This window comes from Corynebacterium fournieri, from assembly GCF_030408775.1.
Lineage (GTDB): Bacteria > Actinomycetota > Actinomycetes > Mycobacteriales > Mycobacteriaceae > Corynebacterium > Corynebacterium fournieri.
Window position 1 is genome coordinate 669,461 of the sequence record NZ_CP047210.1, and the last position, 20,400, is coordinate 689,860.

The 20,400-nt window shown below is 65.5% G+C and carries 26 protein-coding genes; 15 read left to right on the forward strand and 11 right to left on the reverse strand.

Translation table 11 applies throughout. From position 1 onward, the window contains the following. The first annotated feature begins 107 nt into the window (after positions 1-107). On the forward strand, positions 108-449 hold the full coding sequence (locus tag CFOUR_RS03245; protein WP_085957362.1) for an antibiotic biosynthesis monooxygenase family protein: 342 nt from the start codon (positions 108-110) through the stop codon (positions 447-449). Positions 450-482: 33 nt separating this feature from the next. Here CFOUR_RS03245 and CFOUR_RS03250 read toward each other — a convergent pair whose 3' ends face one another. Then, positions 483-776 carry a chorismate mutase gene (locus CFOUR_RS03250; RefSeq protein ID WP_085957363.1) on the reverse strand — a complete coding sequence of 98 codons (294 nt, stop codon included), beginning with the start codon at positions 774-776 and terminating at the stop codon, positions 483-485. Between the two features lie 67 nt (positions 777-843). On the opposite strand from CFOUR_RS03250, the gene pcrA reads away from it, so the two are divergent. Continuing rightward, complete coding sequence (gene pcrA, locus CFOUR_RS03255) at positions 844-3,156, forward strand: DNA helicase PcrA (protein ID WP_101706374.1); 2,313 nt, start codon at positions 844-846, stop codon at positions 3,154-3,156. Between the two features lie 4 nt (positions 3,157-3,160). On the opposite strand, the gene CFOUR_RS03260 is transcribed toward pcrA, so the two are convergent. Together CFOUR_RS03260 and CFOUR_RS03265 are read right to left on the reverse strand one after the other, a co-directional pair. After that, the gene (locus tag CFOUR_RS03260) at positions 3,161-3,859 is read right to left on the reverse strand and encodes a M23 family metallopeptidase (protein WP_085957365.1); all 699 of its coding nucleotides are present in this window, start codon (positions 3,857-3,859) and stop codon (positions 3,161-3,163) included. A gap of 324 nt (positions 3,860-4,183) precedes the next feature. Continuing rightward, complete coding sequence (locus CFOUR_RS03265) at positions 4,184-4,924, reverse strand: M23 family metallopeptidase (protein ID WP_085957366.1); 741 nt, start codon at positions 4,922-4,924, stop codon at positions 4,184-4,186. A gap of 293 nt (positions 4,925-5,217) precedes the next feature. Between CFOUR_RS03265 and CFOUR_RS03270 the strand changes: the two genes are divergently transcribed. From CFOUR_RS03270 to CFOUR_RS03295, 6 genes are all read left to right on the forward strand, one after another. Beyond that, positions 5,218-6,453, forward strand: a complete 1,236-nt coding sequence (locus CFOUR_RS03270; RefSeq protein ID WP_085957367.1) for a cell division protein PerM — start codon at positions 5,218-5,220, stop codon at positions 6,451-6,453. Between the two features lie 10 nt (positions 6,454-6,463). Continuing rightward, positions 6,464-7,048, forward strand: a complete 585-nt coding sequence (gene purN, locus CFOUR_RS03275; RefSeq protein WP_230471778.1) for a phosphoribosylglycinamide formyltransferase — start codon at positions 6,464-6,466, stop codon at positions 7,046-7,048. Next, positions 7,041-8,573: a bifunctional phosphoribosylaminoimidazolecarboxamide formyltransferase/IMP cyclohydrolase gene (gene purH, locus CFOUR_RS03280; protein ID WP_085957369.1), complete on the forward strand. Its 1,533-nt coding sequence runs from the start codon at positions 7,041-7,043 to the stop codon at positions 8,571-8,573. The genes purN and purH overlap by 8 nt, the downstream gene beginning before the upstream one ends. Positions 8,574-8,586: 13 nt before the next feature. Further along, a complete protein-coding gene (locus CFOUR_RS03285; protein WP_085957370.1) occupies positions 8,587-9,462 on the forward strand; it encodes a serine hydrolase in 876 nt (291 codons plus the stop codon). Between the two features lie 111 nt (positions 9,463-9,573). Further along, positions 9,574-10,194, forward strand: coding sequence for a hypothetical protein (locus CFOUR_RS03290; protein ID WP_085957371.1), 621 nt, complete (start codon positions 9,574-9,576; stop codon positions 10,192-10,194). An 89-nt stretch (positions 10,195-10,283) separates the two neighbouring features. Continuing rightward, complete coding sequence (locus CFOUR_RS03295) at positions 10,284-11,060, forward strand: serine hydrolase (RefSeq protein ID WP_290179952.1); 777 nt, start codon at positions 10,284-10,286, stop codon at positions 11,058-11,060. Here the strand turns inward: CFOUR_RS03295 and CFOUR_RS03300 are convergent, their stop codons facing one another. The 6 genes from CFOUR_RS03300 to CFOUR_RS03325 all read right to left on the reverse strand — a co-directional run bounded on the left by CFOUR_RS03300 (position 11,061) and on the right by CFOUR_RS03325 (position 14,191). Then, positions 11,061-11,738, reverse strand: a complete 678-nt coding sequence (locus CFOUR_RS03300) for a TetR/AcrR family transcriptional regulator (protein ID WP_085957376.1) — start codon at positions 11,736-11,738, stop codon at positions 11,061-11,063. A 146-nt stretch (positions 11,739-11,884) separates the two neighbouring features. Continuing rightward, on the reverse strand, positions 11,885-12,136 hold the full coding sequence (gene rpsR / locus CFOUR_RS03305) for a 30S ribosomal protein S18 (RefSeq protein WP_172796731.1): 252 nt from the start codon (positions 12,134-12,136) through the stop codon (positions 11,885-11,887). A gap of 11 nt (positions 12,137-12,147) precedes the next feature. Next, positions 12,148-12,453 carry a 30S ribosomal protein S14 gene (rpsN, locus tag CFOUR_RS03310; protein WP_034999472.1) on the reverse strand — a complete coding sequence of 102 codons (306 nt, stop codon included), beginning with the start codon at positions 12,451-12,453 and terminating at the stop codon, positions 12,148-12,150. Between the two features lie 3 nt (positions 12,454-12,456). Continuing rightward, the gene (rpmG, locus tag CFOUR_RS03315; RefSeq protein ID WP_006841072.1) at positions 12,457-12,621 is read right to left on the reverse strand and encodes a 50S ribosomal protein L33; all 165 of its coding nucleotides are present in this window, start codon (positions 12,619-12,621) and stop codon (positions 12,457-12,459) included. After that, entirely contained in the window at positions 12,621-12,857 is a 237-nt protein-coding gene (gene rpmB / locus CFOUR_RS03320) for a 50S ribosomal protein L28 (protein WP_038610488.1), read from the reverse strand. Before rpmB ends, rpmG begins: the two co-directional genes overlap by 1 nt. Positions 12,858-13,054: 197 nt before the next feature. After that, positions 13,055-14,191: an SLC13 family permease gene (locus tag CFOUR_RS03325; RefSeq protein WP_085957372.1), complete on the reverse strand. Its 1,137-nt coding sequence runs from the start codon at positions 14,189-14,191 to the stop codon at positions 13,055-13,057. A gap of 195 nt (positions 14,192-14,386) precedes the next feature. Here CFOUR_RS03325 and CFOUR_RS03330 point away from each other — a divergent pair, with 195 nt between their 5' ends. The 7 genes from CFOUR_RS03330 (at position 14,387) to CFOUR_RS03360 (ending at position 19,296) form a co-directional block, all read left to right on the forward strand. Continuing rightward, a complete protein-coding gene (locus CFOUR_RS03330) occupies positions 14,387-14,656 on the forward strand; it encodes a type B 50S ribosomal protein L31 (protein WP_085957373.1) in 270 nt (89 codons plus the stop codon). A 20-nt stretch (positions 14,657-14,676) separates the two neighbouring features. Then, a complete protein-coding gene (gene rpmF, locus CFOUR_RS03335) occupies positions 14,677-14,850 on the forward strand; it encodes a 50S ribosomal protein L32 (RefSeq protein WP_034999483.1) in 174 nt (57 codons plus the stop codon). Between the two features lie 107 nt (positions 14,851-14,957). Then, positions 14,958-15,656: a response regulator transcription factor gene (locus CFOUR_RS03340; RefSeq protein WP_085957374.1), complete on the forward strand. Its 699-nt coding sequence runs from the start codon at positions 14,958-14,960 to the stop codon at positions 15,654-15,656. After that, complete coding sequence (locus tag CFOUR_RS03345) at positions 15,653-17,137, forward strand: HAMP domain-containing sensor histidine kinase (protein ID WP_290179957.1); 1,485 nt, start codon at positions 15,653-15,655, stop codon at positions 17,135-17,137. The genes CFOUR_RS03340 and CFOUR_RS03345 overlap by 4 nt, the downstream gene beginning before the upstream one ends. 101 nt (positions 17,138-17,238) lie before the next feature. Further along, positions 17,239-18,477, forward strand: coding sequence for a S1C family serine protease (locus CFOUR_RS03350; RefSeq protein WP_085957378.1), 1,239 nt, complete (start codon positions 17,239-17,241; stop codon positions 18,475-18,477). A gap of 51 nt (positions 18,478-18,528) precedes the next feature. Then, the gene (locus tag CFOUR_RS03355) at positions 18,529-19,089 is read left to right on the forward strand and encodes a MogA/MoaB family molybdenum cofactor biosynthesis protein (RefSeq protein WP_085957379.1); all 561 of its coding nucleotides are present in this window, start codon (positions 18,529-18,531) and stop codon (positions 19,087-19,089) included. A 9-nt stretch (positions 19,090-19,098) separates the two neighbouring features. After that, positions 19,099-19,296, forward strand: a complete 198-nt coding sequence (locus CFOUR_RS03360; protein ID WP_143338990.1) for a hypothetical protein — start codon at positions 19,099-19,101, stop codon at positions 19,294-19,296. Positions 19,297-19,323: 27 nt separating this feature from the next. Here CFOUR_RS03360 and mscL read toward each other — a convergent pair whose 3' ends face one another. Continuing rightward, positions 19,324-19,746, reverse strand: coding sequence for a large conductance mechanosensitive channel protein MscL (gene mscL, locus CFOUR_RS03365; protein ID WP_085957380.1), 423 nt, complete (start codon positions 19,744-19,746; stop codon positions 19,324-19,326). Next, a complete protein-coding gene (locus CFOUR_RS03370; RefSeq protein WP_085957381.1) occupies positions 19,730-20,374 on the reverse strand; it encodes an SAF domain-containing protein in 645 nt (214 codons plus the stop codon). The genes mscL and CFOUR_RS03370 overlap by 17 nt, the downstream gene beginning before the upstream one ends. Positions 20,375-20,400 lie beyond the last annotated feature (26 nt).

Consider the following 20,400-nt stretch of genomic DNA (forward strand, 5'->3'; position numbering starts at 1 on the left):
GAGCGGTTAGAGAATCCTTGATCAAACGTAGCCAAAACGCGCCGGGTATGCGGCGCGGTCGCGCCACGCACAGGCGCCGTCTAGACACGCCGTGGATAATGGCGCCCATGAGCATTGTGAAGATCAACGCAATCACCGTCCCCGAAGGTGCCGGAGAGGAACTGGAGCGCCGCTTCGCCGCGCGCAAACATGCCATCGACGGCCAGCCGGGCTTCGAGGGCTTCCAGCTGCTGCGCCCGGTCAAGGGCGAGGACCGATACTTCGTGTTCACCCGCTGGGCGGACGAAGAGTCCTACCGCGCGTGGTGGGAAGGTGCAGGCCGCGCCGGGCACGGCGAGTCGCGCGAAGGCGGGGACGGCGAGCAGCCGCGCAAGCCCGTCTCGCAGTCGGCGGAGCTGCTGGAGTTCGAGGTCGTGCTCGACGTCGCAAGCTCCGTCGAGGAGAGCTGACGTCGCAAGCTCCGTCGAGGACAGATAGGGGATTTACCCCAGCTTGCCCCGGCCGAGGCGCAGCAGGATCTGTGCCAGCCCGGGGCCTTCTTCTCCCAACTCGTCGCGGAACTGGTTGATAATCGCCACCTCGCGCGTGTGCACCAGGCGGGTGCCGCCGGAGCCCATGCGGGTTTTGCCGATGGCGCGGGAGATTTCGCTGCGGCGCTTCACCGCGTCCAGGATGGCGCGGTCGAGCCTGTCGATCTCTTTGCGGTACGCCTGAATTTCCGCGTCAGATAATGGGTCGTCTGTGCCGGAAGGCATGCGGATTTCAAGCTCGCTCATGGATGTAGATTATGCCAGTTCGAACACCCGCGCGGGTCGTGTCGGAGGCGTTAGTACAGTTACGGCCATGACTGATCTGACCCTGGGTTTGAATCCGCAGCAGCAGGCCGCCGTCATCCACGAGGGCAGCCCCCTGCTCATTGTCGCGGGCGCCGGTTCCGGCAAGACTGCGGTGCTCACCCGCCGCATTGCCTACCTGCTGCAAAACCGCGGCGTTGCGCCGTGGCAGATCTTGGCCATTACCTTCACCAACAAGGCCGCAGCCGAAATGAAGGAGCGCGTGGGCCAGCTCGTCGGCCCGGAGGCGGAGCGGATGTGGGTGGCCACCTTCCACTCGGTGTGCGTGCGCATTCTGCGCCAGCAGGCACAGCTGGTGCCGGGATTGAACACCAACTTTACTATCTACGACTCGGACGATTCGCGGCGGCTGCTGGGCATGATTGCCAAGGACTTCAACCTGGATTTGAAGAAGTTCACGCCGCGCGTGTTGGCCAACGGGATCTCCAACCTGAAAAACGAGCTGATTGGTCCGGATGTGGCGCTGGCAAACGCCGAGCGCACCCACAACCCGTTCGAGACCACGGTGGCAAAGGTGTACGCGGAGTACCAGCGCCGCCTGCGCCAGTCCAACGCCCTGGATTTTGACGACCTGATTGGGGAGGTCGTGCGCATTTTCAAGGAGCACCCGCAGGTCACGGATTACTACCGCCGGCGCTTCCGCCACGTGCTGGTGGACGAGTACCAGGACACCAACCATGCGCAGTACGAGCTCGTCCACACGCTCGTCGGCAGCGGTCCGGACGCACCGGAGCTTGCGGTGGTGGGCGACTCGGACCAGTCCATCTACGCCTTCCGTGGCGCGACTATCCGCAACATCGAGGAATTCGAGCGCGACTACCCGGACGCGACAACGATCATGCTGGAGCAGAACTACCGCTCCACCCAGAACATCCTCGGCGCGGCCAACGCGGTGATCGCGCAGAACGAGGGCCGTCGGCCGAAGAAGCTGTGGACGGATCAGGGCGATGGGGAGAAGATCGTCGGCTACGTCGCGGACAACGAGCACGACGAGGCCCGGTTCATCGCCTCCGAGATTGACTCGCTCGCAGACAGGGGAGTGCCGTACTCCGACATGGCGGTGATGTACCGCACCAACAACGCCTCCCGCGCGCTCGAAGACATCTTCATCCGCTCCGGCATCCCGTACAAGGTTGTCGGCGGCACCCGCTTTTACGAGCGGCGCGAGATCCGCGACATCGTCGCCTACCTCAAGGTGCTGGAGAATCCGGACGACACGGTGAGCATGCGTCGCATCGTCAACGTGCCCAAGCGCGGCATCGGCGACAAGGCGCAGGCGATGGTGGCGCTGCACGCGGAAAGCAACGGTCAAAGCTTCGGGCGATCGCTTGTCGACGCTACCTCCGGCAACGTCGACATGCTGGCAAAAGCTGCCACGAACTCGATTACGCGCTTCGTGGAGATGATCCGTCAGATCAGAGACGACATGCCGGAGATGCGTAACGAGGTCACCAGCATGCCCGATCTTGGCGCGCTGATTACGCGCGTGCTGGAAGACACAGGATACCGCGCCGGCCTGGAGGCGTCCAACGACCCGCAGGACGGCGCACGCCTGGACAACCTCAACGAGTTGGTCTCCGTGGCCCGCGAGTTTTCCTCCGAGGCCGCCAACCAGGTGGCGTACATGACGGACGAGGAACTCAATGAGGTCATGCAGGAAGGGGAGCCAGCCCCTGGCTCCCTGCAGGCGTTTTTGGAGAAGGTCTCGCTCGTCGCAGACGCGGATCAGATTCCGGAAAACGAGCAGGGCGTGGTCACGCTAATGACGCTGCATACCGCGAAGGGTTTGGAATTTCCGGTCGTGTTCGTCACCGGCTGGGAGGACGGTCAGTTCCCGCATCTGCGCGCCCTGGGCGATCCCGCGGAACTGGCGGAGGAGCGCCGCTTGGCCTACGTGGGCATTACTCGCGCCAAGGAACAGCTCTACCTCACCCGCGCTACCCTCCGCTCCTCCTGGGGTTCACCGGTGACCAACCCGGCCAGCCGCTTCCTCGCAGAGGTCCCGGAGGACCTCATCGACTGGCGCCGGTTGGAGCCGGAGCGCTCCTTCAGCTCTGACGCATGGGGAACACCGTCTCGCTCGCGCCCGCCCGCCCGCTCGCGCAGGGGCGGCAGCGGGACCACCGTGCACAAGAACCTCAACCTCGCGGTGGGGGACCGGGTCAACCACGCCAAGTACGGGTTGGGCACGGTGCAGGCTGTCGAGGGTTCCGGCGTCCGGGAGACGGTAACTATCGATTTCGGCTCGTCCGGCACGGTCCGCCTCATGACGATTGGCGGCGTGCCCATGGAGAAGCTCTAGCCCGCTAGATCTTGATGCCCTGGGCGGCGAACCACGGCACCGGGTCCACCTGGTTGACGCCGTCCGGCTTGATCTCGAAGTGCAGGTGCGGGCCGGTGGACTGGCCCTCGCTGCCGATGGAGGCAATCTTCTGGCCCGCTTTGACGCGCTGGCCTACGGAGACGTCGTACTGGCTCATGTGGCCGTAGACGGAAACCTCGCCACCGTCGTGCTTGACTACTACCCAGTTGCCGAAGCCCTGAGCCGGGCCCGCGGCGATGACGGTGCCGTCCATGACGGAGTAGATCGGCGTGCCCAGGGAATTGGCGATGTCGATGCCCCGGTGCATCGTGCCCCAACGCGGGCCGAAGCCGGACGTGAAGTGGCCGGAAGCCGGCGTGACCACCGTGCGGCCGTCGGCGGTGCGGCCTCGCTGCGGTGCGACCCAGTCGCTGCTCTGCGCTGGGGCGAAGGCGGCTGCGAGCGGGGCATCGAGGGCGCGGGGGTCGTAGACGATCTTGTAGTCGCCTGCGGAGATTGTCGCGCCGTTTTCCTTGATGGAGTCGGCGGCCTTGGTCACGGCGCCGAGGGCCTGTCCAGCGTCCGAGACGGAGGCGCCGTCGACAGTGACGGTAAACGCGGAGGCGGGGGCGGGCGCGAGGGCGAGCGCCAGCGCCGTTGCTGCCGAGACGGCTGCGATGCTCGAAGTGAGACGTCGGTTCATTGTTGCGGGATACCTTTTCTAACGTTTTTACGCTTAAGCGGGCTCGGCGCGGTCTCGGCCACGCACACAGGCGTTGAATTTAACCGCCGAAAGGGGCCTTGGCAATGCTGTGACGTGCACGTTTGTTCGAAAAGTTGAGAACTGTTCGGTGTCCGTCCAGCTCACTCCGTGTGTTGCTGAAGTGAAAAATGTTACGCATGGTATATGGGTCGGGGGTAGGACCTTTACCCCCGTAAACTTCGGGCAAACAAAAACTGGGGCCGTCCGCCATCGATGTGTGCGGACGGCCCCAGTTGTAAGGGGGGAGAGATTGTCTAGAGGGCTCTAGAGGGTGATGCCTCGGGCTGCCAGCCACGGGGCCGGGTCGGACGGGGTGGCGCCGTCAGGCCAGATTTCGAAGTGCAGGTGGGAACCGGTGGAAAAGCCCATGGAACCCATGCCAGCGATGAGCTGGCCGGACTCGACCCTCTCGCCGACTGCGACGTTCAGGGTCTGCATGTGGCCGTAGACGGAGATCGAGCCGTCGTCGTGGCGGATACGGATCCAGTTGCCGAAGCCCTGCGCCGGGCCAGAGTCGATCACGGTGCCGGCGGCGACGGCGCGGATCGGGGTGCCCGGGGAGTTCGCGATATCGACACCGGTGTGCATCGAGCCCCAGCGCATGCCGAACGGGGAGGTGAACGCACCTTCCGCTGGCTTGGTAAACAGGGGAGCGCGCGCAGCTTCGTCCTGGCGGGCTACCTCATCGGAGTGCTGGACGGCCTTGTCCAGCTGCTCGGAGAGGTTCTCGACGGGCTTGTACTCGGCGATGGCGAGGATCTGCGGGGTCTCCTTGGTGGAGGTCTCGGTTGCGCCGGCGCCGGAGTTCTGCAGCTCGTTGGTCTCAGCCGCGAGCTTGATGTTCACGTCCTGCTCGCCGCCCTGGTTGCTGGTGAGGGCACCGGCAACCAAGCCGGAGAAGCCGGCGGTGGATACGGCACCGGTCGCCGCTGCAACGACGGCTACGCGCCCCTTGTTCGGGGACTGCTTGCGGTGCTTGCCGCCCTGCTTGTTGGAGTTGAACATGAGCCCTCTTTGAGATCTTCCGTTGGTCATCGTCTCCCGCTGCTCACGGCTGGATTGTGACCTTCCTGTTATCTACGAGAGGCTACTGTAACGAATTGGTTTCATCGGAGCAAGATGAATGCTGAAAATACTCTTAAATCGCGCGTAGGCGCGCGTAATCGTGGGTAATCGGGGGAACGTTACACCCCCGTGTTCGCGCACGCGCGCGCCACGCCGCCCCGAAGTCTGCTGGAGGGGCCCGTCCGGGTGTCACTGTGGGGAGCATGCTGGCCGGGGTGGCAAAGTAGGACGCGATGAGCACCACACCCAGCCAGCGGCCGCGCCCGTCGGATGCGCGCCGACAGCGCCGCAAGGGCGCGTCAATACGCAAGTTCACCGGCATCAAGCGCCAGGACGCGCGCAAAGCAGTGCCGACGACGACCAAGGAACGCGTGCGCCACTATTTCCCGTACGCGTTGGTCCCCAATCTCGCGCTGGTGCTAGGCGTTGTCGCGCTTTGTTTCGCCGTCATCCTCATCGGCGGCTGGCACTTGGCGTACTTCCCGGGTGCCGTCGGCGAGGCATGGTTTGCCCTCCACGGGGTGCCGCTGCGTATCGACGGCGTCACGCTTTCCGCGATGCCCCTGTTGCCCGCCGTCGCCGTAGCGGCGGTGGTGGCGACCCAGGTGCGCAAGGCCACCGCGGGGCGTGTGAGCGTGCTCGACCTGCTCGCTTTGCTGGGCCTTGTGCTCGGATTGCCGCTGGTGGTCAGCGCCATCGCGCTGTTCATGGTCTTCGACGCGTCCCACGTGTATGCGCTGTCCATGCCTCCGGCGGTGTCCGCGTTCGCTTACCCGTTGATCGTGCACCTTGTCGGATTTGTCCTCGGGGTGCGCCGGGTGGTGTGGCACGCCCTTGCTAAGCGCAGCGGGGTGCCTGCGCAGGCGGTGGACGCTGCGGCGGGGGCGGCCAACCTGATGCTGCGCCTGCTCGCTGCCGCCGGCGTCGTGTACCTCGTCGCGCTGGCGTTCGGCTACGGCCGGGTCGGCGAGCTCACCTCCCAGTTTCCGCAGCTTGGCGTCGGTGGTGCGGTGGCGCTGGCGGGACTGAGCCTGCTGTACCTGCCCAACGCCGCGGTGGCGCAGCTGGCTGTGCTGCTCGGCGGCAGCTTCAATTACGCCGGCGCCGGTGTGAACCTGTTCGCGACGTCGAACGCCGCCTACCCGCCGCTTCCTTTGTTCGCGGCTATCCCCGCCACCATGCCGCAGTGGGCTCCGGCGCTGCTGGTGGTGCCGGCAGCGGTGCTGGCGCATGCGTTCGTCGTCAAGCCACTGTCCCTCGAGGGCGTCGCGGCTGCCGCAACGTGGGCTGCGTTCTACGGGGCTTTGCTGGGCATCTTCTCGTCCGGCGTCGCCGGGGCCTTCGGCATTGTGGGGCCGGATCCCTTCACGCTTGCGTCCTCGCTGTTTATTTGGGTCGCGCTGGCAGGCGCGCTCGTGCGCGGGGTGGCGCTGGTGAGGCAACGCGCAACCGCAAAATCCAGTAGTTAGACTTATCGCTGTGTGTGACTCTGCGAAATCGGTAGCCGTCCTCGCGTCGGGCACCGGAACGTTGTTGAAAGCGATCATTGACAATCAGGAAAGCCGCTACCGCGTCGACCTCGTGGTGGCGGATCAAATTTGTCCGGCGGTGCAGCGAGCGAAAAACGCTGGCATCCGCACAGCGGTGGTGCCCATGGAGGAAAACCGCAACGCGTGGAACGAAAAGATGGTCGCCGCAGTCGCGTCCGTCGATCCGGACCTGGTGGTTTCCGCGGGCTTCATGTGCCTGCTCGGACCTGCGTTTGTAAAAGAATTCGCTGGCCGCACCATCAACACTCACCCGTCGCTGCTGCCAGCGTTCCCGGGCGCGCACGCTGTGCGCGACGCGCTCGACCACGGTGTCAAGGTCACCGGCTGCACGGTGCACTACGTCGACGCCGGGCTGGACAGTGGCGAGATCATCGCACAGCGTGCCGTCGAGGTCGAGGCGGGCGATACCGAATTTGAGCTGCACGAGCGCATTAAGAAGGCCGAGCGCGAGCAGATTGTGCATCTGCTGCACCACGCCGAACTTGTCAACGGAAAGGTTGTGTTCAATGTCTAAGCGCGAGATTAAGCGCGCCCTGATTAGCGTCTACGACAAGACGGGGCTGGAAGATCTGGCCCGCGCGCTCGGCGAGGCGGGGGTGGAAATTGTCTCCACCGGCTCGACCGCGAAGCGCATCGCCGACGCTGGCGTGGCGGTGACCGAGGTGGCCGAGCTGACCGGATTCCCGGAGGTGCTCGACGGCCGTGTGAAAACGCTGCACCCGCGCGTGCACTCCGGCATCCTCGCCGACCTGCGCAAGGAAAGCCACGTTGGGCAGCTGCAAGAGCTCGGCATCGAGCCGTTCCAGCTCGTGGTGGTCAACCTGTACCCGTTCGAAGAAACCGTGGCGTCGGGCGCAAGCTACGACGAATGCGTCGAGCAGATCGATATCGGTGGTCCGTCCATGGTCCGCGCCGCCGCGAAGAACCACCCGTCGGTGGCCGTGGTCGTCGACCCTGCCCGCTACGGCGAGGTAGCTCAGGCTGTGCAGCAGGGCGGCTTCGACCTGGAGCAGCGCAAGCAGCTCGCGCTGGAGGCCTTTACGCACACCGCGCGTTACGACGCCGCGGTCTCCTCCTGGATGTCCTCCCAACTCGGCGCGGACGCTGCCGGCGAGGGTTCCACTACGCTGCGCTACGGCGAGAACCCGCACCAAGCCGCTCGCCTCGAGAGCGAAGGCTGGGGCCTGGCCGCCGCGAAGCAGCATGGCGGCAAGGAAATGAGCTACAACAACTACCAGGACGCCGACGCCGCATGGCGCGCCGCCTGGGACCACGAGCGCGCGTGCGTGGCAATCATCAAACACGCCAACCCGTGCGGCGTGGCGGTGTCGGACACCTCAATCGCCGACGCGCACCAGAAGGCGCACGCCTGCGACCCGGTTTCCGCCTACGGCGGCGTGATCGCCTGCAACCGCGAGGTCACCCTCGAGCTGGCGGAGCAGATCAAGCCGATCTTCACCGAGGTGGTCATCGCGCCGTCCTACGAGCCGGCCGCGCTTGAACTGCTGCAGACGAAGAAGAACCTGCGCATCCTCGAAGTGGAGCCGAAGCAGCTCGAAGAGGAGCGCAAGCAGATCGCCGGCGGCTGGCTCGTGCAGGAGCGCGATTCCTACCAGGCCGAAGGCGACAGCGCCGCCAACTGGACCCTTGCTGCCGGCGAGGCCGCGGACGAGCAGACCCTGGCGGACCTGGAGTTTGCGTGGCGTGCTGTGCGGTGCGTCAAATCTAACGCGATCTTGATTGCGGCCGAAGGTGCGTCGGTAGGCATCGGCATGGGCCAGGTCAACCGCGTCGATTCGGCAAAGCTCGCCGTGGACCGCGCGAACTCCCTGGACGAGGGCCGCAACCGCACCAATGGCGCGGTGGCCGCCTCCGACGCGTTTTTCCCGTTCGCGGACGGTTTCCAGCTGCTCGCTGACTCCGGTGTGAAGGCCGTGGTCCAGCCGGGCGGTTCCATCCGCGATGAGGAGGTCATTGCTGCGGCGAAGGAAGCCGGCGTGACCATGTACTTCACCGGCACCCGCCACTTCGCCCACTAGAAAGGTCCGTCCCGTGTCCTCCAAACTCGCCGCGATGGCTCTTGCCGCCGGTTTGACTCTCCCGTCGGCTCCCGCCTACACCGCCATCGACCAAATCCCGGTGATCGGGCAGCCGTTCGTGCAGGCCTACAACCAGTTGCCGCCGCAGGTGAAAAACGCCATCCGCCTCCCGCTGCCGCTGACCACCCCCAAGGCCGCGGCGCAACCGGGGCAGGCAGCACCCGCCGCACCCGCGGTTGATGTGCAAGCGAAGCTGGATCGCCTCGTGGCAGACGTTGTGGCCCGCCACGGCGGACGCGCAGCGGTGTCCGTGGGCGGCTTCACCGCCGGCGACAACCGGCCGGAGCCAGCCTTTTCCACCATGAAGGTGCCGCTTTCCATCGCCGCGCTGCGCCACGGGCCCCAGTTCCGGCCGGACGCGGAGGCGGCGGTGACCCGTTCGGACAACCCGGCGGCCCACCGCATGTTCGCTCAGATTCCAGCCAACGAGTACTCGGACGTGATCGCGCAGGCCGGCGCGCGCACGACCACCCCCGCGGGCTACCAGATGAGCACGATGTGGACCACCAGCGACCAAGCCGCGTTCGCATCCGGTCTGCGCTGTGTGCCGGGCCACGAGCCCGTGCTGGAGATGATGGGACGAATCGTGGACTACCAGCGGTGGGGCCTGGGCCGCATCGGCGGCGCCCACTTCAAGGGCGGCTGGAACAACCACGACGGCGGCCACCTGGCACGGCAGTTCGGCCTCATCCCAGGGCCGAACGGAGACATCGCGGTGGCGATTACCGCCTACAGCCCGCAGGGCCATCAGGGCAGCTTCGCCATGCTGGATGAGCTCGCCGACGGCCTGGCCTCCATGCGCGGAGACCTACCCACGTCGCGCTGCTAAAAAATCACGCTGACCTGCGGTCCGCAGGCTAGGGGGGTGGGCTAGAATTTTCGCTGACATATCACGAAAGTTCGGCGGCACTTCGAAAGTGGCCGCAGGAAAGGCGCGGGCATGACGTACCAAGGCTCCAGTAAGTGGAATCCGGAGCAGCCACATGCGACGGATCCGGAGATCGGCCAGACGCAACAGTTCGGGGCAGTGCCGCCAGAGTACAGCCAGCAGCCATATGGGCAGCAGTACCCGCAGCAGTATGGGCAACCCGCGTACAACCAGCAGTACCAGGGCTCCTACCAGCAGCCAGAGAAACGCGGTGGACCGAACGCCTGGCTTATTGCCTTGGTCGGCGTGCTGCTCGCGGCCCTGGTCGGCGTGCTGGCATTTTTGGGTGGATCCGGTGCGTTTTCGGGCTCCAGCGAGCCTGTAACCAGCACCGTGGTGGAAACGCAGACGCTGCCGAGCTCCGAGAAGAACACCCCGGCGCCCGCTGCGCCCGCAGCGCCGAAAAAGGAGCGTTCCTACTCCAATTACGCGCCAGATACGGGCGTGACCACCGACGGCTTCGCCGCTAACGTGTACCTGGCATTTCAGCAGGAGTACGCGCGCACTGGCTCGCCCGACATCACAGTGACCGCTTACAGCCCGGCCACCGAGACCTCCTTCCGCATGTCTTGTGCGGGCGGTGCAACCGTGTACTGCGTCGGCGGCAATAACGCGCGGGTCAGGATTTGGTAGCTTCACGCGTCCGCGGGTGTGCCGTCGCGCTTGCCTGCTTGGCCGCGCTTGCAGGATGCGCTGGGATCGGCGAACAGCACACCGTGGTGGTGACATCCACCTCGTTCGTCCCCGAGGATCAGCCGGCGCAGCCCGCGGCCGAACCTGCCGCGCCCACCTCACAGGCAACCACTCCAGAGGAGTTTTTGGGCACCGTCGTCGCGGAGAATGCGGCGGCGTTTGGCGGCCAGCTCGGTGTCGCAACGGTAGGGGAGCACGGTCCCGTCGCCGCCGGTTTCTCGGCGCCGAGCCCGGCCTGGTCCACAATCAAGGTGCCCATCGCTGTGGCCGCCACACTCGCGCAGTTGGACGCTGAGGCGGATGTGCGGGCCGCGATCACCGCCTCCGACAACGATGCCGCGCAGCGGCTCTACAGTGCCGTCGGGCCGGAGGCAGTCGATGCGGTACTCGCAGACGCTGGAGTGCCCACACGAGTCAATACCGCAGCGCTGCGCCCCGAATTCAGCACCTTCGGGCAGACCCAGCTCAGCGTCGCTGATGAAGCGGTGCTGGCGAACAACCTCGCCTGCTCCGTCGGCGGCGGTGCGGTGCTGCAACTGATGAGGCAGGTAGATCCCTTGCAGTCGTACGGCCTCGGCGTCGTCGGGTCGATATTTAAAGGCGGGTGGGGCCCGGACACCGCGGGCAGCTACCACGTCAGGCAGTTCGGTCTCGTGGCGCGCGGCGACGGTGGTTGGTCGCCGGTGGCGCTGACGGCGCTGCCAGCGGACGGCACCTACGAAACGGGCCAGAACATGCTCACCGCTGCCGCGCAGCGACTTGCCGCGTCGACGGCGCAGCTTCCGGCGGCAGCCTGCCAGCCCTAGCTAGTTCTCGTCGCCGCCAACGAGGTCCATTAGCTCCAGCATGCGCTCGGTGCGGCGCTCGGGCAGGTCTGTGTGGAGCACATCCAAGACGGCGTCCGCGATGGTCACGGCGGGGGCCGGCAACGCGTCGTCGACAAGCGGATAAGGCGCAACGCCGGTGTTGTCTCGCATCTCGATCGCCGCAAGCGTCATGTGGAACGGCAGCTCGATTCGGGGGTCGTCCTCGCCCACGATCTGCCCCGCAAGGCGGCGGAAGATCGCCTCGAGCTGCTGGCGGGCCTCGTGGTACTCCGTGAACTCCTCCGAAAGCAGCGCCGGCAGCTGGTACAGCCGGCCAATATTCCAATTCGACGACAGTAGGATGCGCGATTCTGCTGCCACCAGGGCCCACAGCTTCACCGCCGCGGCCTCGTCGGTCTTTGCCAGGTCCGACGCGAGCTCGAGCGCTGGCTGGATCGTGCTCATCAGCAGCGTGAGGAAGATGTCGCGCTTGGACGGGAAGTGGTAATACAGCGAGGCCTGGCGCATGCCTACTGCCTCGGCGATGTCGTGCGTGGACGTGGTGGCAAACCCTTTTCGGGTAAACAGCTCAGAGGCGGCGTCAAGGATCTCATCGCGCGCTGTGGCGCCCTTGCGGCGGGGGCTCTGCTTGCGTGGTCTTCCGACCGGTTTCGCCATGCCGTGTGTACCTCTCGATGCTGATCGGAGTGAGTAGTTGCGCGGGAATACTATAGACGAAAAGCACCCGCTCTCGACCCTCCGGGGAGGGGAGTGCGGGTGCTTCAAGAGCCGAAGACTCTACGCTGTCATCGTCAACCGGCTAATTAGCGGGTGGTGAACGGCAGAAGAGCCATCTCGCGCGCGTTCTTCACAGCGGTAGCGACCTGGCGCTGCTGCTGCGGGGTCAGGCCCGTGACGCGACGAGAACGGATCTTGTGGCGGTCGGAGATGAACAGACGCAGGGTCTCAACATCCTTGTAGTCGACCGACTCGATGCCCTTCGCCTTCAGCGGGTTCTTCTTCGGGCGGCGGGACTGCTCAATGCGCGGCTTACGCGAATTGTTGCGCTTCATAATGTGAGTCCTCCTTACCACGAAGACTTACGGACGCCAGGCAGCTCACCGCGGTGAGCCATCTCGCGCATACGGACACGGGAAACACCGAACTTGCGGAGGTAGCCGCGGGGGCGGCCGTCACGCGAGTCACGGTTGCGCACGCGCACCGGGGAGGCGTCGCGCGGCTGACGGTTGAGCTCGAACTGCGCATCAAGACGGTCCTCGTCGGAGGTCTCCGGGTTCTTGATGATTGCCTTGAGCTCGTTGCGACGCTCCGCGTAGCGGGCGACGATCTCTTTACGCTGCTCGTTCTTAGCGATCTTAGACTTCTTCGCCATGGATTATCGCTCCTCGCGGAATTCGACGTGCTTGCGCACAACCGGGTCGTACTTCTTCAGCGTGATGCGATCCGGGTTGTTGCGCTTGTTCTTACGGGTCACATAGGTGAAACCGGTGCCCGCAGTGGACTTGAGCTTGATGATCGGGCGGATATCGTTACGTGCCATTAGATCTTCTCACCTCGTGCGCGGATCTGAGCGACGACGGACTCGATACCGTCGCGGTCGATGACCTTCAGGCCCTTAGCGGAGACGTTCAGGGTAATGGTACGGCCCTCGGAGGGCAGGTAGAACCGACGCTTCTGCACGTTGGGGTTCCAACGGCGCGAGTGGCGGCGGTGCGAGTGCGAGACGGTCTTGCCGAACGACGGCTTACGTCCCGTGACCTGGCAATGTGCCGACATGGGTTAGCTTCCTTACTCTTCTTGCCGCCCACGACACGATCGCTATGTGAGGTAAAGCGCCAGGTAGGAAACGGAGTGAGGGTCCGCGACCGGCGCAAATGCAATCGGTTGACGCAGGCGTATACGTGTACTTCGACAACAGCGAGAGCCAACCATACCGCCTTGCCCGCCTATCTCATAATCGCGCTGCGCGAATACTACGCGGCCACCAGCAGCGCGGCCGTCGCGGCGCCTACCGCCACAGGAGCCACCGCCAGCCCCCAGAGTGTGAAGTGCTTCCACGGCACCTTCACGCCAGAGCGTTTCAGCTGGTCTGCCCAGAGCAGTGTGGCTAGCGACGCCCAAGGTGTGACCACCGGCCCCGCATTGACCCCAATAAGTAGTGCCATCGCACTGAGTGGGTCGTCGGCCGCGGGTTCAAGCGCGAAGTAGGCGGGAATGTTGTTGATCGCGTTCGCGGCCGCTGCGCCTGCGGCGGCGATGAACCACGGGTGCGCGCCTTGGAGGTGCTGCACCGCACCCGCGACGTTGCCGGCCGTGGTGCACAGTGTCGCCGTTGCTGAAAGTGCGGCCGCCAGTGCCAGCGCGGGCCATGGGATCAAAGGGGCGATGCCGCCGCGCCTGCCGTCAGTACCGACTGCGATCCACATCGCGGCGGCGGCAACGGTGCTCGTGACCCAGTAGGGCACCGGGCCGAGCAGGGCGAGCATCGTGGCGCACAGGACCAACAGCGCGGCTCCGGGGCGCGGGTAGTGGTGCTGCTGACTGTCGTGCTCTACGTGCCCGGCGGCTCCGCGGTATGCGAAGCGGGCGAGGTAGCACGCCGCCGCGGCCACGGCGAAAGCGGCCGAGGCCGGCTGCAGGGCTGCGTGGCGGAAGTGCTGCTGTGAATCGAATGCCCCGCCGCCAAGCGCCAGCAGATTGGTCAGGTTGGACACCGGAAGCGGCATCGAAGCCAGGTTGGCAATCCAGACCACCGCGAGCACCACGGCAGGTTGGGGTAGGTGAAACCGCGCCGCGAGCTGGATGGCCAGCGGGGTGAGCATGATGGCAGTGGTGTCGAGGGAGAAAAACGCTGTGCATGCCGCGGCGAGGGTCAAAAAGCCCGCGAAGGCCGCCTCCCGGCTCGAGGTAGCGCGCTCGAGCTGGGCCACCAGCCATTCGAAGAGGTGGACCCGGGCGGCCAGGTTGACCACTACGGACATGCCGGCGGCAAACGCGAGCACGGGCAAAAGCCGCAGCGCGAGAGCTGCGGCGGCGTCAGTGTCGGCTGCGGCAAGGCTGGCGAAGGCGAGGAGTGCAGCAGCGGGAAGGAAAAGTGGGTGGCGATGCATAGGTGTGGGGGCCGAAGGGACGTCGTAAAGCAGCGAGCTTAATTAGGTAAACGCGCACGTGAACTGTAAGATACTGCGGGTTGTCCGGCGACCGCCGGATGCAAAGACCATTTCGCACCCAACTCGGGCACGATCTTCGCGTGGCGAGAGCACGAAGAACCGACCCGTAGTTCAATCCTGAGGGAGACGAATCATATGAGGAAAGACATTCACCCGGATTACCACCCGGTGATTTTCCAGGACGCGAACACGGGCCACAAGTTCCTGACGCGTTCCACCCTGACCTCCGCCCGCACCGAGCAGTGGGAGGACGGCAACGAGTACCCGCTCATCGTGGTCGACGTGACCGCTGAGTCCCACCCGTTCTGGACCGGCGCACAGCGTCTCATGGACACCGCCGGCCGCGTGGAGAAGTTCAACCAGCGTTTCGGTGGTATGGCCCGCCGTAAGAAGAAAACCAAGTAGAGGGGAAAGGGAGACTCACCATGGCAACTCCGAAGTTCAAGAAGTCCCGCGCCAACACGCGCATGCGCCGTTCCCAGTGGAAGGCCGACAACGCCGACCTGCAGACCGTCAAGATCGACGGCCAGGAGGTGCGCATCCCACGCCGTCTGGTCAAGGCCGCTCAGGCTGGTCTGATCGACGTCGAGCAGTTCTAAGTTTTTAAGGGTTTATCTAGCCCTTCGAATTAACCGGGATCCCCAGGTGGGGCCCGGTTTTTTCGTGTCGATTCAACTCTGAGGAGAATATAAGTCATAATATTCCTATGAAAATTCTGGTAGCCGACGACGAGCAGGCGGTTCGCGAGTCCCTCCGCCGCTCGCTGCGCTTCAACGGATACGACGTCGTCCTCGCTGAAGATGGCGAGGATGCGCTCGACCAGATCCGCGTGGAGCAGCCTGATCTGACCATCCTCGACCTGATGATGCCCAAGCTGGACGGTCTGGGGGTGTGCCGCACGCTGCGTTCCTCCGGCTACGACGGGCCGATTTTGATGCTCACCGCCCGCGACGGCGTCTCCGACAGGGTGGCCGGCCTCGACGCAGGCGCGGACGATTACTTGCCAAAGCCATTCGCGCTGGAAGAGCTGCTCGCGCGCGTGGGCTCGCTGCTGCGGCGCACCCGCTCCGAGGCGCGTAAGGCGGCGGAGCAGAACCAGACCCGCCTCCAGTTCGAGGATCTGGTCATGGACACCTCCACCCGCGACGTCACACGTAACGGCCGCGCAATTTCTCTGACCCGCACCGAGTTCGCGCTTCTGCACCTGTTGCTGCAGAACCCGCGCCACGTCCTGGAGCGTCAGACGATCTTGGAAGAGGTTTGGGGCTACGATTTCCCGACGTCCGGCAACGCCCTCGAGGTCTACATCGGCTACTTGCGCCGCAAAACTGAGGCCGGCGGCGAATCCCGTCTCATCCACACAGTGCGCGGCGTCGGTTACGTCATGCGGGAGGCCGCTCCGTGATTTTGCGGCGCTACGCAGAAGAGGCTGACACGCGCCCGGCGAATGCCGGCCGGTCCCTGAAGGGCAGTCTCTCCGTCCTTGCGAGCCTGATCGTCGCCGTGGTCATCCTCCTGACAGCTCTGTTTACCTACCGGCTGTCGGAGACGACCCGGCTGACGGTGATGGATGACGACTTGCGCACGCGCACTTACGGGGTCGCGCTGCAGCTGCAGGAGCTTGAGGCTGACGACGCCGAAGGTTACGAGGACGTACTCGCGCAGTTCCGGCGCGCGATGCCGTGGGTGAAGGTCGCTGCGGCAGCGCCCGGCTCCAACGTCTACTACGGCGACCCGGTCCCGGTTGCGGGGCCGTACGCCGCGACGTCGTCGGGCGACATGCTTTCGACACGGACGGTCGCGGGCGAGCGCGTGATGGTACGCCGCAGCGACTCCGGTGTGACCGTGGCGATGTCGCAGCAGTTGGACGTGTTCAACATTGTCTCCGGCAGCTGGGGCGCCGCGGCCCTCGTCATCGCAGGCACCGGCGGCCTGCTGGCGTGGATCGCTGGCGCGGCGATCTCCGCAGTCGGTTTGCGCCCGGTGCGCAGGCTGCACCGGGCGATCGACGCCGCGAACCAGTCCGACCAGCTCACCGAGTTGCCCGTGGAAGGCGACGACGAATTCGCGGAGATCACCACCTCGGTGAACAAGATGATCTCCACGCTGGAGGATTCGAAGACGCGGCAGGCGCAGCTGGTGGCCGACGCCGGCCACGAGCTGAAGACGCCGCTGACCTCCATGCGCACCAACATCGAGCTGTTGATGATGCTGTACAACACCGGCCGCCAGGACCAGATCTCCGAGCAGGACCGAAAGGATCTCGAGCGCGATGTGATGGCGCAGATGGAGGAGATGTCCATCCTCATCGGCGATCTGGTCAACCTCGCTCGAGACGAAGCTCAGGGCGCCGAGCCGGAGGACTTCCGCCTGGACGAGGTGCTGGAAGATGCCCTCGACCGCGTGCGGCGCCGCCGCCCCGACTTGGCGTTCGAATTCGAGGCGGACCCGTGGGTCATCCACGGCGACCGCTTCGCAATGGGACGCGCTCCCATCAACCTGATCGACAACGCCGCGAAGTGGTCGCCGAAGGACGGCACGGTGCGTGTGTCGTTGAAGGCGGCGAAGCGCAACGCGGTGCTGATCGTGGACGACTCCGGCCCGGGCATCCCGCCGGAAGAGCGCGAAAAGGTCTTTGAGCGCTTCTACCGCGCGCCGGAGTCGCGCTCCATGCCGGGCTCCGGGCTGGGCCTGGCCATTGTCAAGCAGGTCTTCGACCGCCACAACGCCACGATCGTGGCGGAGGAATCCGACGACGGCGGCGCACGCTTCCGTGTCGTGTTCCCGGGGCACCCGCCCGAGACGGACACCGCGGACGCGGCGGACACTGACAGCGCTGCGGCGGGGAACACCGCCCGTGTGATCCCGCGCAAGAGTTACAGCTGACACACAAGGTCAGCGCGCACAGCAAGCGCACAGCAAGTGTTACGAATTGCCCTGTACGCCCTCAAGACCAACCACAGGACGGCCGGGCATAATAGCGGCTCATGAGTGAACTGAACTACCCGGGCGAAACCTCCAGCTTCCCCGAAAACAGTGGCGTCTACCAGGTTCAATCGGAGCCGCCGGCGCAGCAGCGACGAAGCAAAGGCGCCGTCGGTACGGCGTTCGCAGTCGCACTGGCCACCGCGCTCGTCGCAGGCGGAGGCGCGGGCTACCTCGCCGGCTCGTCCCAGTCCGACGGCACATCCGCAACCAGCTCCACCTCCAGCAGTACGGTGAAGGAGTCGGGGGACGCCGAAGGGACGTCGCAAGGCGAACTGCGTAACCCGACGGTCGCGGACCCGAAGGAAGCCCCCTCGGGCTCTGTGGAGCAGGTGGCGGCGCAGGTGCTGCCGGCCGTGGTCTCCATCGAGGTGGCCACGCCGCGGGGGAGCGCGGAAGGTTCCGGCTCCATCATCTCCGCGGACGGCTACGTGCTGACCAACCACCACGTCATCGCCGGGGCCGACACTCCGGGCTCCGAAATGCAGGTCACGCTCAACGACGGCTCACGCCACCCCGCCCAGTTCATTGCCTCCGACGTCAACACCGACATCGGCGTGATCAAAATCGAAGGCGTCAACGACCTGCCGGTGATGCAGTTCGGCAACTCCGACGACCTCCGCGTCGGCCAGGAAGTGGTCGCCGTCGGCTCCCCGCTGGGACTGTCGGCGACGGTGACCAGCGGTATCGTCTCGGCACTCAACCGCCCCGTGCGCGCCTCACAGGGCGGCGGGGAAAGCTCGCTCATGGACGGCATCCAGACCGACGCGGCGATCAACCCCGGCAACTCCGGCGGCCCGTTGGTGGACCGCAACGGCAGGCTCATCGGCATGAACTCCGTAATTGCGTCCTTGTCCTCCGGGGGCATGGGCGATGGAGGCCAGGGCGGCTCCATCGGTCTCGGCTTTGCTATCCCGTCGAACTTTGCCAAGCGTGTGGCGGACCAACTCATCGAAAAGGGAGAGGCCTCCCAGCCGATGCTCGGCGTGCGCGTCAGCGTGATGCAGAGCATGGGCGGCGGCGCCGTGGTCGCGGGGGTGGAGCCGGACAGCCCCGGTCAGCGGGCCGGACTGAAAACCGGCGACACGATCACCCGCCTCAACGACCGCCCCATCGACTCAGCAGATGCCCTGATCGCGGCCACCCGCTCCAAGGAGTTCGGCGAGACGGTGACACTGGAGGTGCAGCGGGAGGGGGAGACCGACACCATTCCGGTAGAGGTGACCTTGAGTTCCGAGTAACTTCTTATCTGTCCAATCCACGCCACGTTGCCTAAAGGGAGCCTGACCACGATGCCGGAACTGTTTGACGCGCTCGACATCACTGAGCCGGACGATGCCACGCTGCGCGCCGCCGAGCTGGAGGAAAATTCCCCGACCTCGCCGTGCGCCATCGTCGTGCTCGTGGGCGACCACCGCTACGACGCGCCCGGCGACAACACCGACGAGATGGTGGTGGAGCTGCTGCGCGAGGTCGGCTACCAGGTCGACGGCGTGGTGCGCGTGAAGTCCAAGAAGTCCGAGATCCGCAAGGCCATCGAGACCGGTGTCGTCGGCGGCGTGGACCTCGTGCTCACGCTCGGCGGCACCGGTGTCGGCCCGCGCGACAAGACCCCGGGGGCGACCCGCGCTGTCATTGACAAGATGGTGCCAGGCGTCAGCCAGGCCATCCGCGCCTCCGGCCAGGCGTGCGGCGCAGTGGACGCCTGCACTTCGCGCGGAGTCTGCGGAGTCTCCGGTTCCACGGTGGTGCTCAACCTCGCCTCTAGCCGCCAGGCCATCCGTGACGGCGTGTCCACTGCAGCTCCGCTGGTGAGTCACCTCATCAACGAGCTGAACCAGTACTCGGTCTAGGTGGCGTGAATGAGCCGGGTACGACGGCGAGCGGTGCGCGTCGCGGACGTGGACTACGACAGGTCCGCGGACACCGCGCCACAGACTGAGGCAAACGAAAACCCGGCCCTCGACGCCGAGCGCGAAGTGCTGCTCGGCGAGGAGGAGCCGGGGTTGACGGGCCGCGAGTTCTATGAGACGGAGCGGCCTCCGCACTACGGCGACTAGCTCGCAGTCCAGTCGCCTGAAGGCCGGCTAGTTCAACGGCTTGTGCACGTTGTTCGGGTTCTGGCCGGCGAGCAGGTCGCGGATCTCCGTGAGCAGCTCGGTGTCGGTCGGCTCCGGCTCCTCCGGGTCGATGCCCTTGTGGCGCTTGTGGGCGGCATCCAGCTTGTTCATCGGAGCAACAAGCAGGAAGTAGATCACAGCGGCGATGAGCAGGAAGTTGATGATGGCGGTGAGGACGGCGCCGAAGTCGACGAAAGTCGCCTCGTTGCCCTCGCGGACGTGGAAGCCCAGGCCGGAGTAGTCCACGCCGCCCAGTGCGGCGAGGAGCGGGTTGATGATGGCGTCGGAGAACGCAGTGACCACGGCGGTGAATGCCGCACCGATAACAACACCGACGGCAAGTTGAATGACGTTGCCGCGCAAAATGAATTCTTTAAAACCTTGAAGCATAATTCGGGATAGTAAGTGCAGGTGGACGGTTGCTCAACACGAGCGTGAGCGGTTCGCTCAGCGACGCCGCCGCCACGGCAGCCGCCTCATCCTGCCTGAGCAGCACCAATACTGCATCGCCCTCCCCTGAGGTGACAACCCTGCCGCCGACCGCGACGACGCGCGGGCCTTGCCCCACCACATCCACAACCGCCCCGTGGTGCAAAAGGGGTAACACGTCCGGTTCCGCGAGCGGGACCGGCACCATCGAAAACGTGTCGCCGTCGGGTTCGTCGCGGGTGAGAAGCCCCGCCAGATCGGGCCCGACCAGGCGGGTATTAGTGACCACCTCGCCGCGGGCGGCGGCTGCGGCGAGCAACTGCCCTTCCGCCAGCGCTAACTCATGCAGCGCATTCTCAGGCACCGATTCCGCCGGTAAGCGGCGCAGCTCCAAGTCGTCAGCGGTGAGCACGCTGCCGGGCGCGACGTCGCGGGCGAAGGTGAGGATGGGTGGGTCGGACTGTGAGGCGTCGACAAGCACGTGCGCGATGGCGGCCGTCACGAGGACGATGGCTGCGGCCCTGCGGAGAAACACCGAGCGCCGGTAGCCAGGGGTGCGGAGGGAAGAAAGTCGCGCGGAGATGTCCATGACAATTGGACGCACGCGCCCGGTGC

Bases quoted from the DNA above. Each gene is read 5' to 3' on its own strand.
- CFOUR_RS03245 (WP_085957362.1), top strand. From the start codon at position 108: ATGAGCATTGTGAAGATCAACGCAATCACCGTCCCCGAAGGTGCCGGA.
- CFOUR_RS03250 (WP_085957363.1), bottom strand. From the start codon at position 776: ATGAGCGAGCTTGAAATCCGCATGCCTTCCGGCACAGACGACCCATTA.
- pcrA (WP_101706374.1), top strand. From the start codon at position 844: ATGACTGATCTGACCCTGGGTTTGAATCCGCAGCAGCAGGCCGCCGTC.
- CFOUR_RS03260 (WP_085957365.1), bottom strand. From the start codon at position 3,859: ATGAACCGACGTCTCACTTCGAGCATCGCAGCCGTCTCGGCAGCAACG.
- CFOUR_RS03265 (WP_085957366.1), bottom strand. From the start codon at position 4,924: ATGTTCAACTCCAACAAGCAGGGCGGCAAGCACCGCAAGCAGTCCCCG.
- CFOUR_RS03270 (WP_085957367.1), top strand. From the start codon at position 5,218: ATGAGCACCACACCCAGCCAGCGGCCGCGCCCGTCGGATGCGCGCCGA.
- purH (WP_085957369.1), top strand. From the start codon at position 7,041: ATGTCTAAGCGCGAGATTAAGCGCGCCCTGATTAGCGTCTACGACAAG.
- CFOUR_RS03290 (WP_085957371.1), top strand. From the start codon at position 9,574: ATGACGTACCAAGGCTCCAGTAAGTGGAATCCGGAGCAGCCACATGCG.
- CFOUR_RS03300 (WP_085957376.1), bottom strand. From the start codon at position 11,738: ATGGCGAAACCGGTCGGAAGACCACGCAAGCAGAGCCCCCGCCGCAAG.
- rpsN (WP_034999472.1), bottom strand. From the start codon at position 12,453: ATGGCGAAGAAGTCTAAGATCGCTAAGAACGAGCAGCGTAAAGAGATC.
- rpmG (WP_006841072.1), bottom strand. From the start codon at position 12,621: ATGGCACGTAACGATATCCGCCCGATCATCAAGCTCAAGTCCACTGCG.
- rpmB (WP_038610488.1), bottom strand. From the start codon at position 12,857: ATGTCGGCACATTGCCAGGTCACGGGACGTAAGCCGTCGTTCGGCAAG.
- CFOUR_RS03325 (WP_085957372.1), bottom strand. From the start codon at position 14,191: ATGCATCGCCACCCACTTTTCCTTCCCGCTGCTGCACTCCTCGCCTTC.
- CFOUR_RS03330 (WP_085957373.1), top strand. From the start codon at position 14,387: ATGAGGAAAGACATTCACCCGGATTACCACCCGGTGATTTTCCAGGAC.
- rpmF (WP_034999483.1), top strand. From the start codon at position 14,677: ATGGCAACTCCGAAGTTCAAGAAGTCCCGCGCCAACACGCGCATGCGC.
- CFOUR_RS03340 (WP_085957374.1), top strand. From the start codon at position 14,958: ATGAAAATTCTGGTAGCCGACGACGAGCAGGCGGTTCGCGAGTCCCTC.
- CFOUR_RS03350 (WP_085957378.1), top strand. From the start codon at position 17,239: ATGAGTGAACTGAACTACCCGGGCGAAACCTCCAGCTTCCCCGAAAAC.
- CFOUR_RS03355 (WP_085957379.1), top strand. From the start codon at position 18,529: ATGCCGGAACTGTTTGACGCGCTCGACATCACTGAGCCGGACGATGCC.
- CFOUR_RS03360 (WP_143338990.1), top strand. From the start codon at position 19,099: ATGAGCCGGGTACGACGGCGAGCGGTGCGCGTCGCGGACGTGGACTAC.
- mscL (WP_085957380.1), bottom strand. From the start codon at position 19,746: ATGCTTCAAGGTTTTAAAGAATTCATTTTGCGCGGCAACGTCATTCAA.
- CFOUR_RS03370 (WP_085957381.1), bottom strand. From the start codon at position 20,374: ATGGACATCTCCGCGCGACTTTCTTCCCTCCGCACCCCTGGCTACCGG.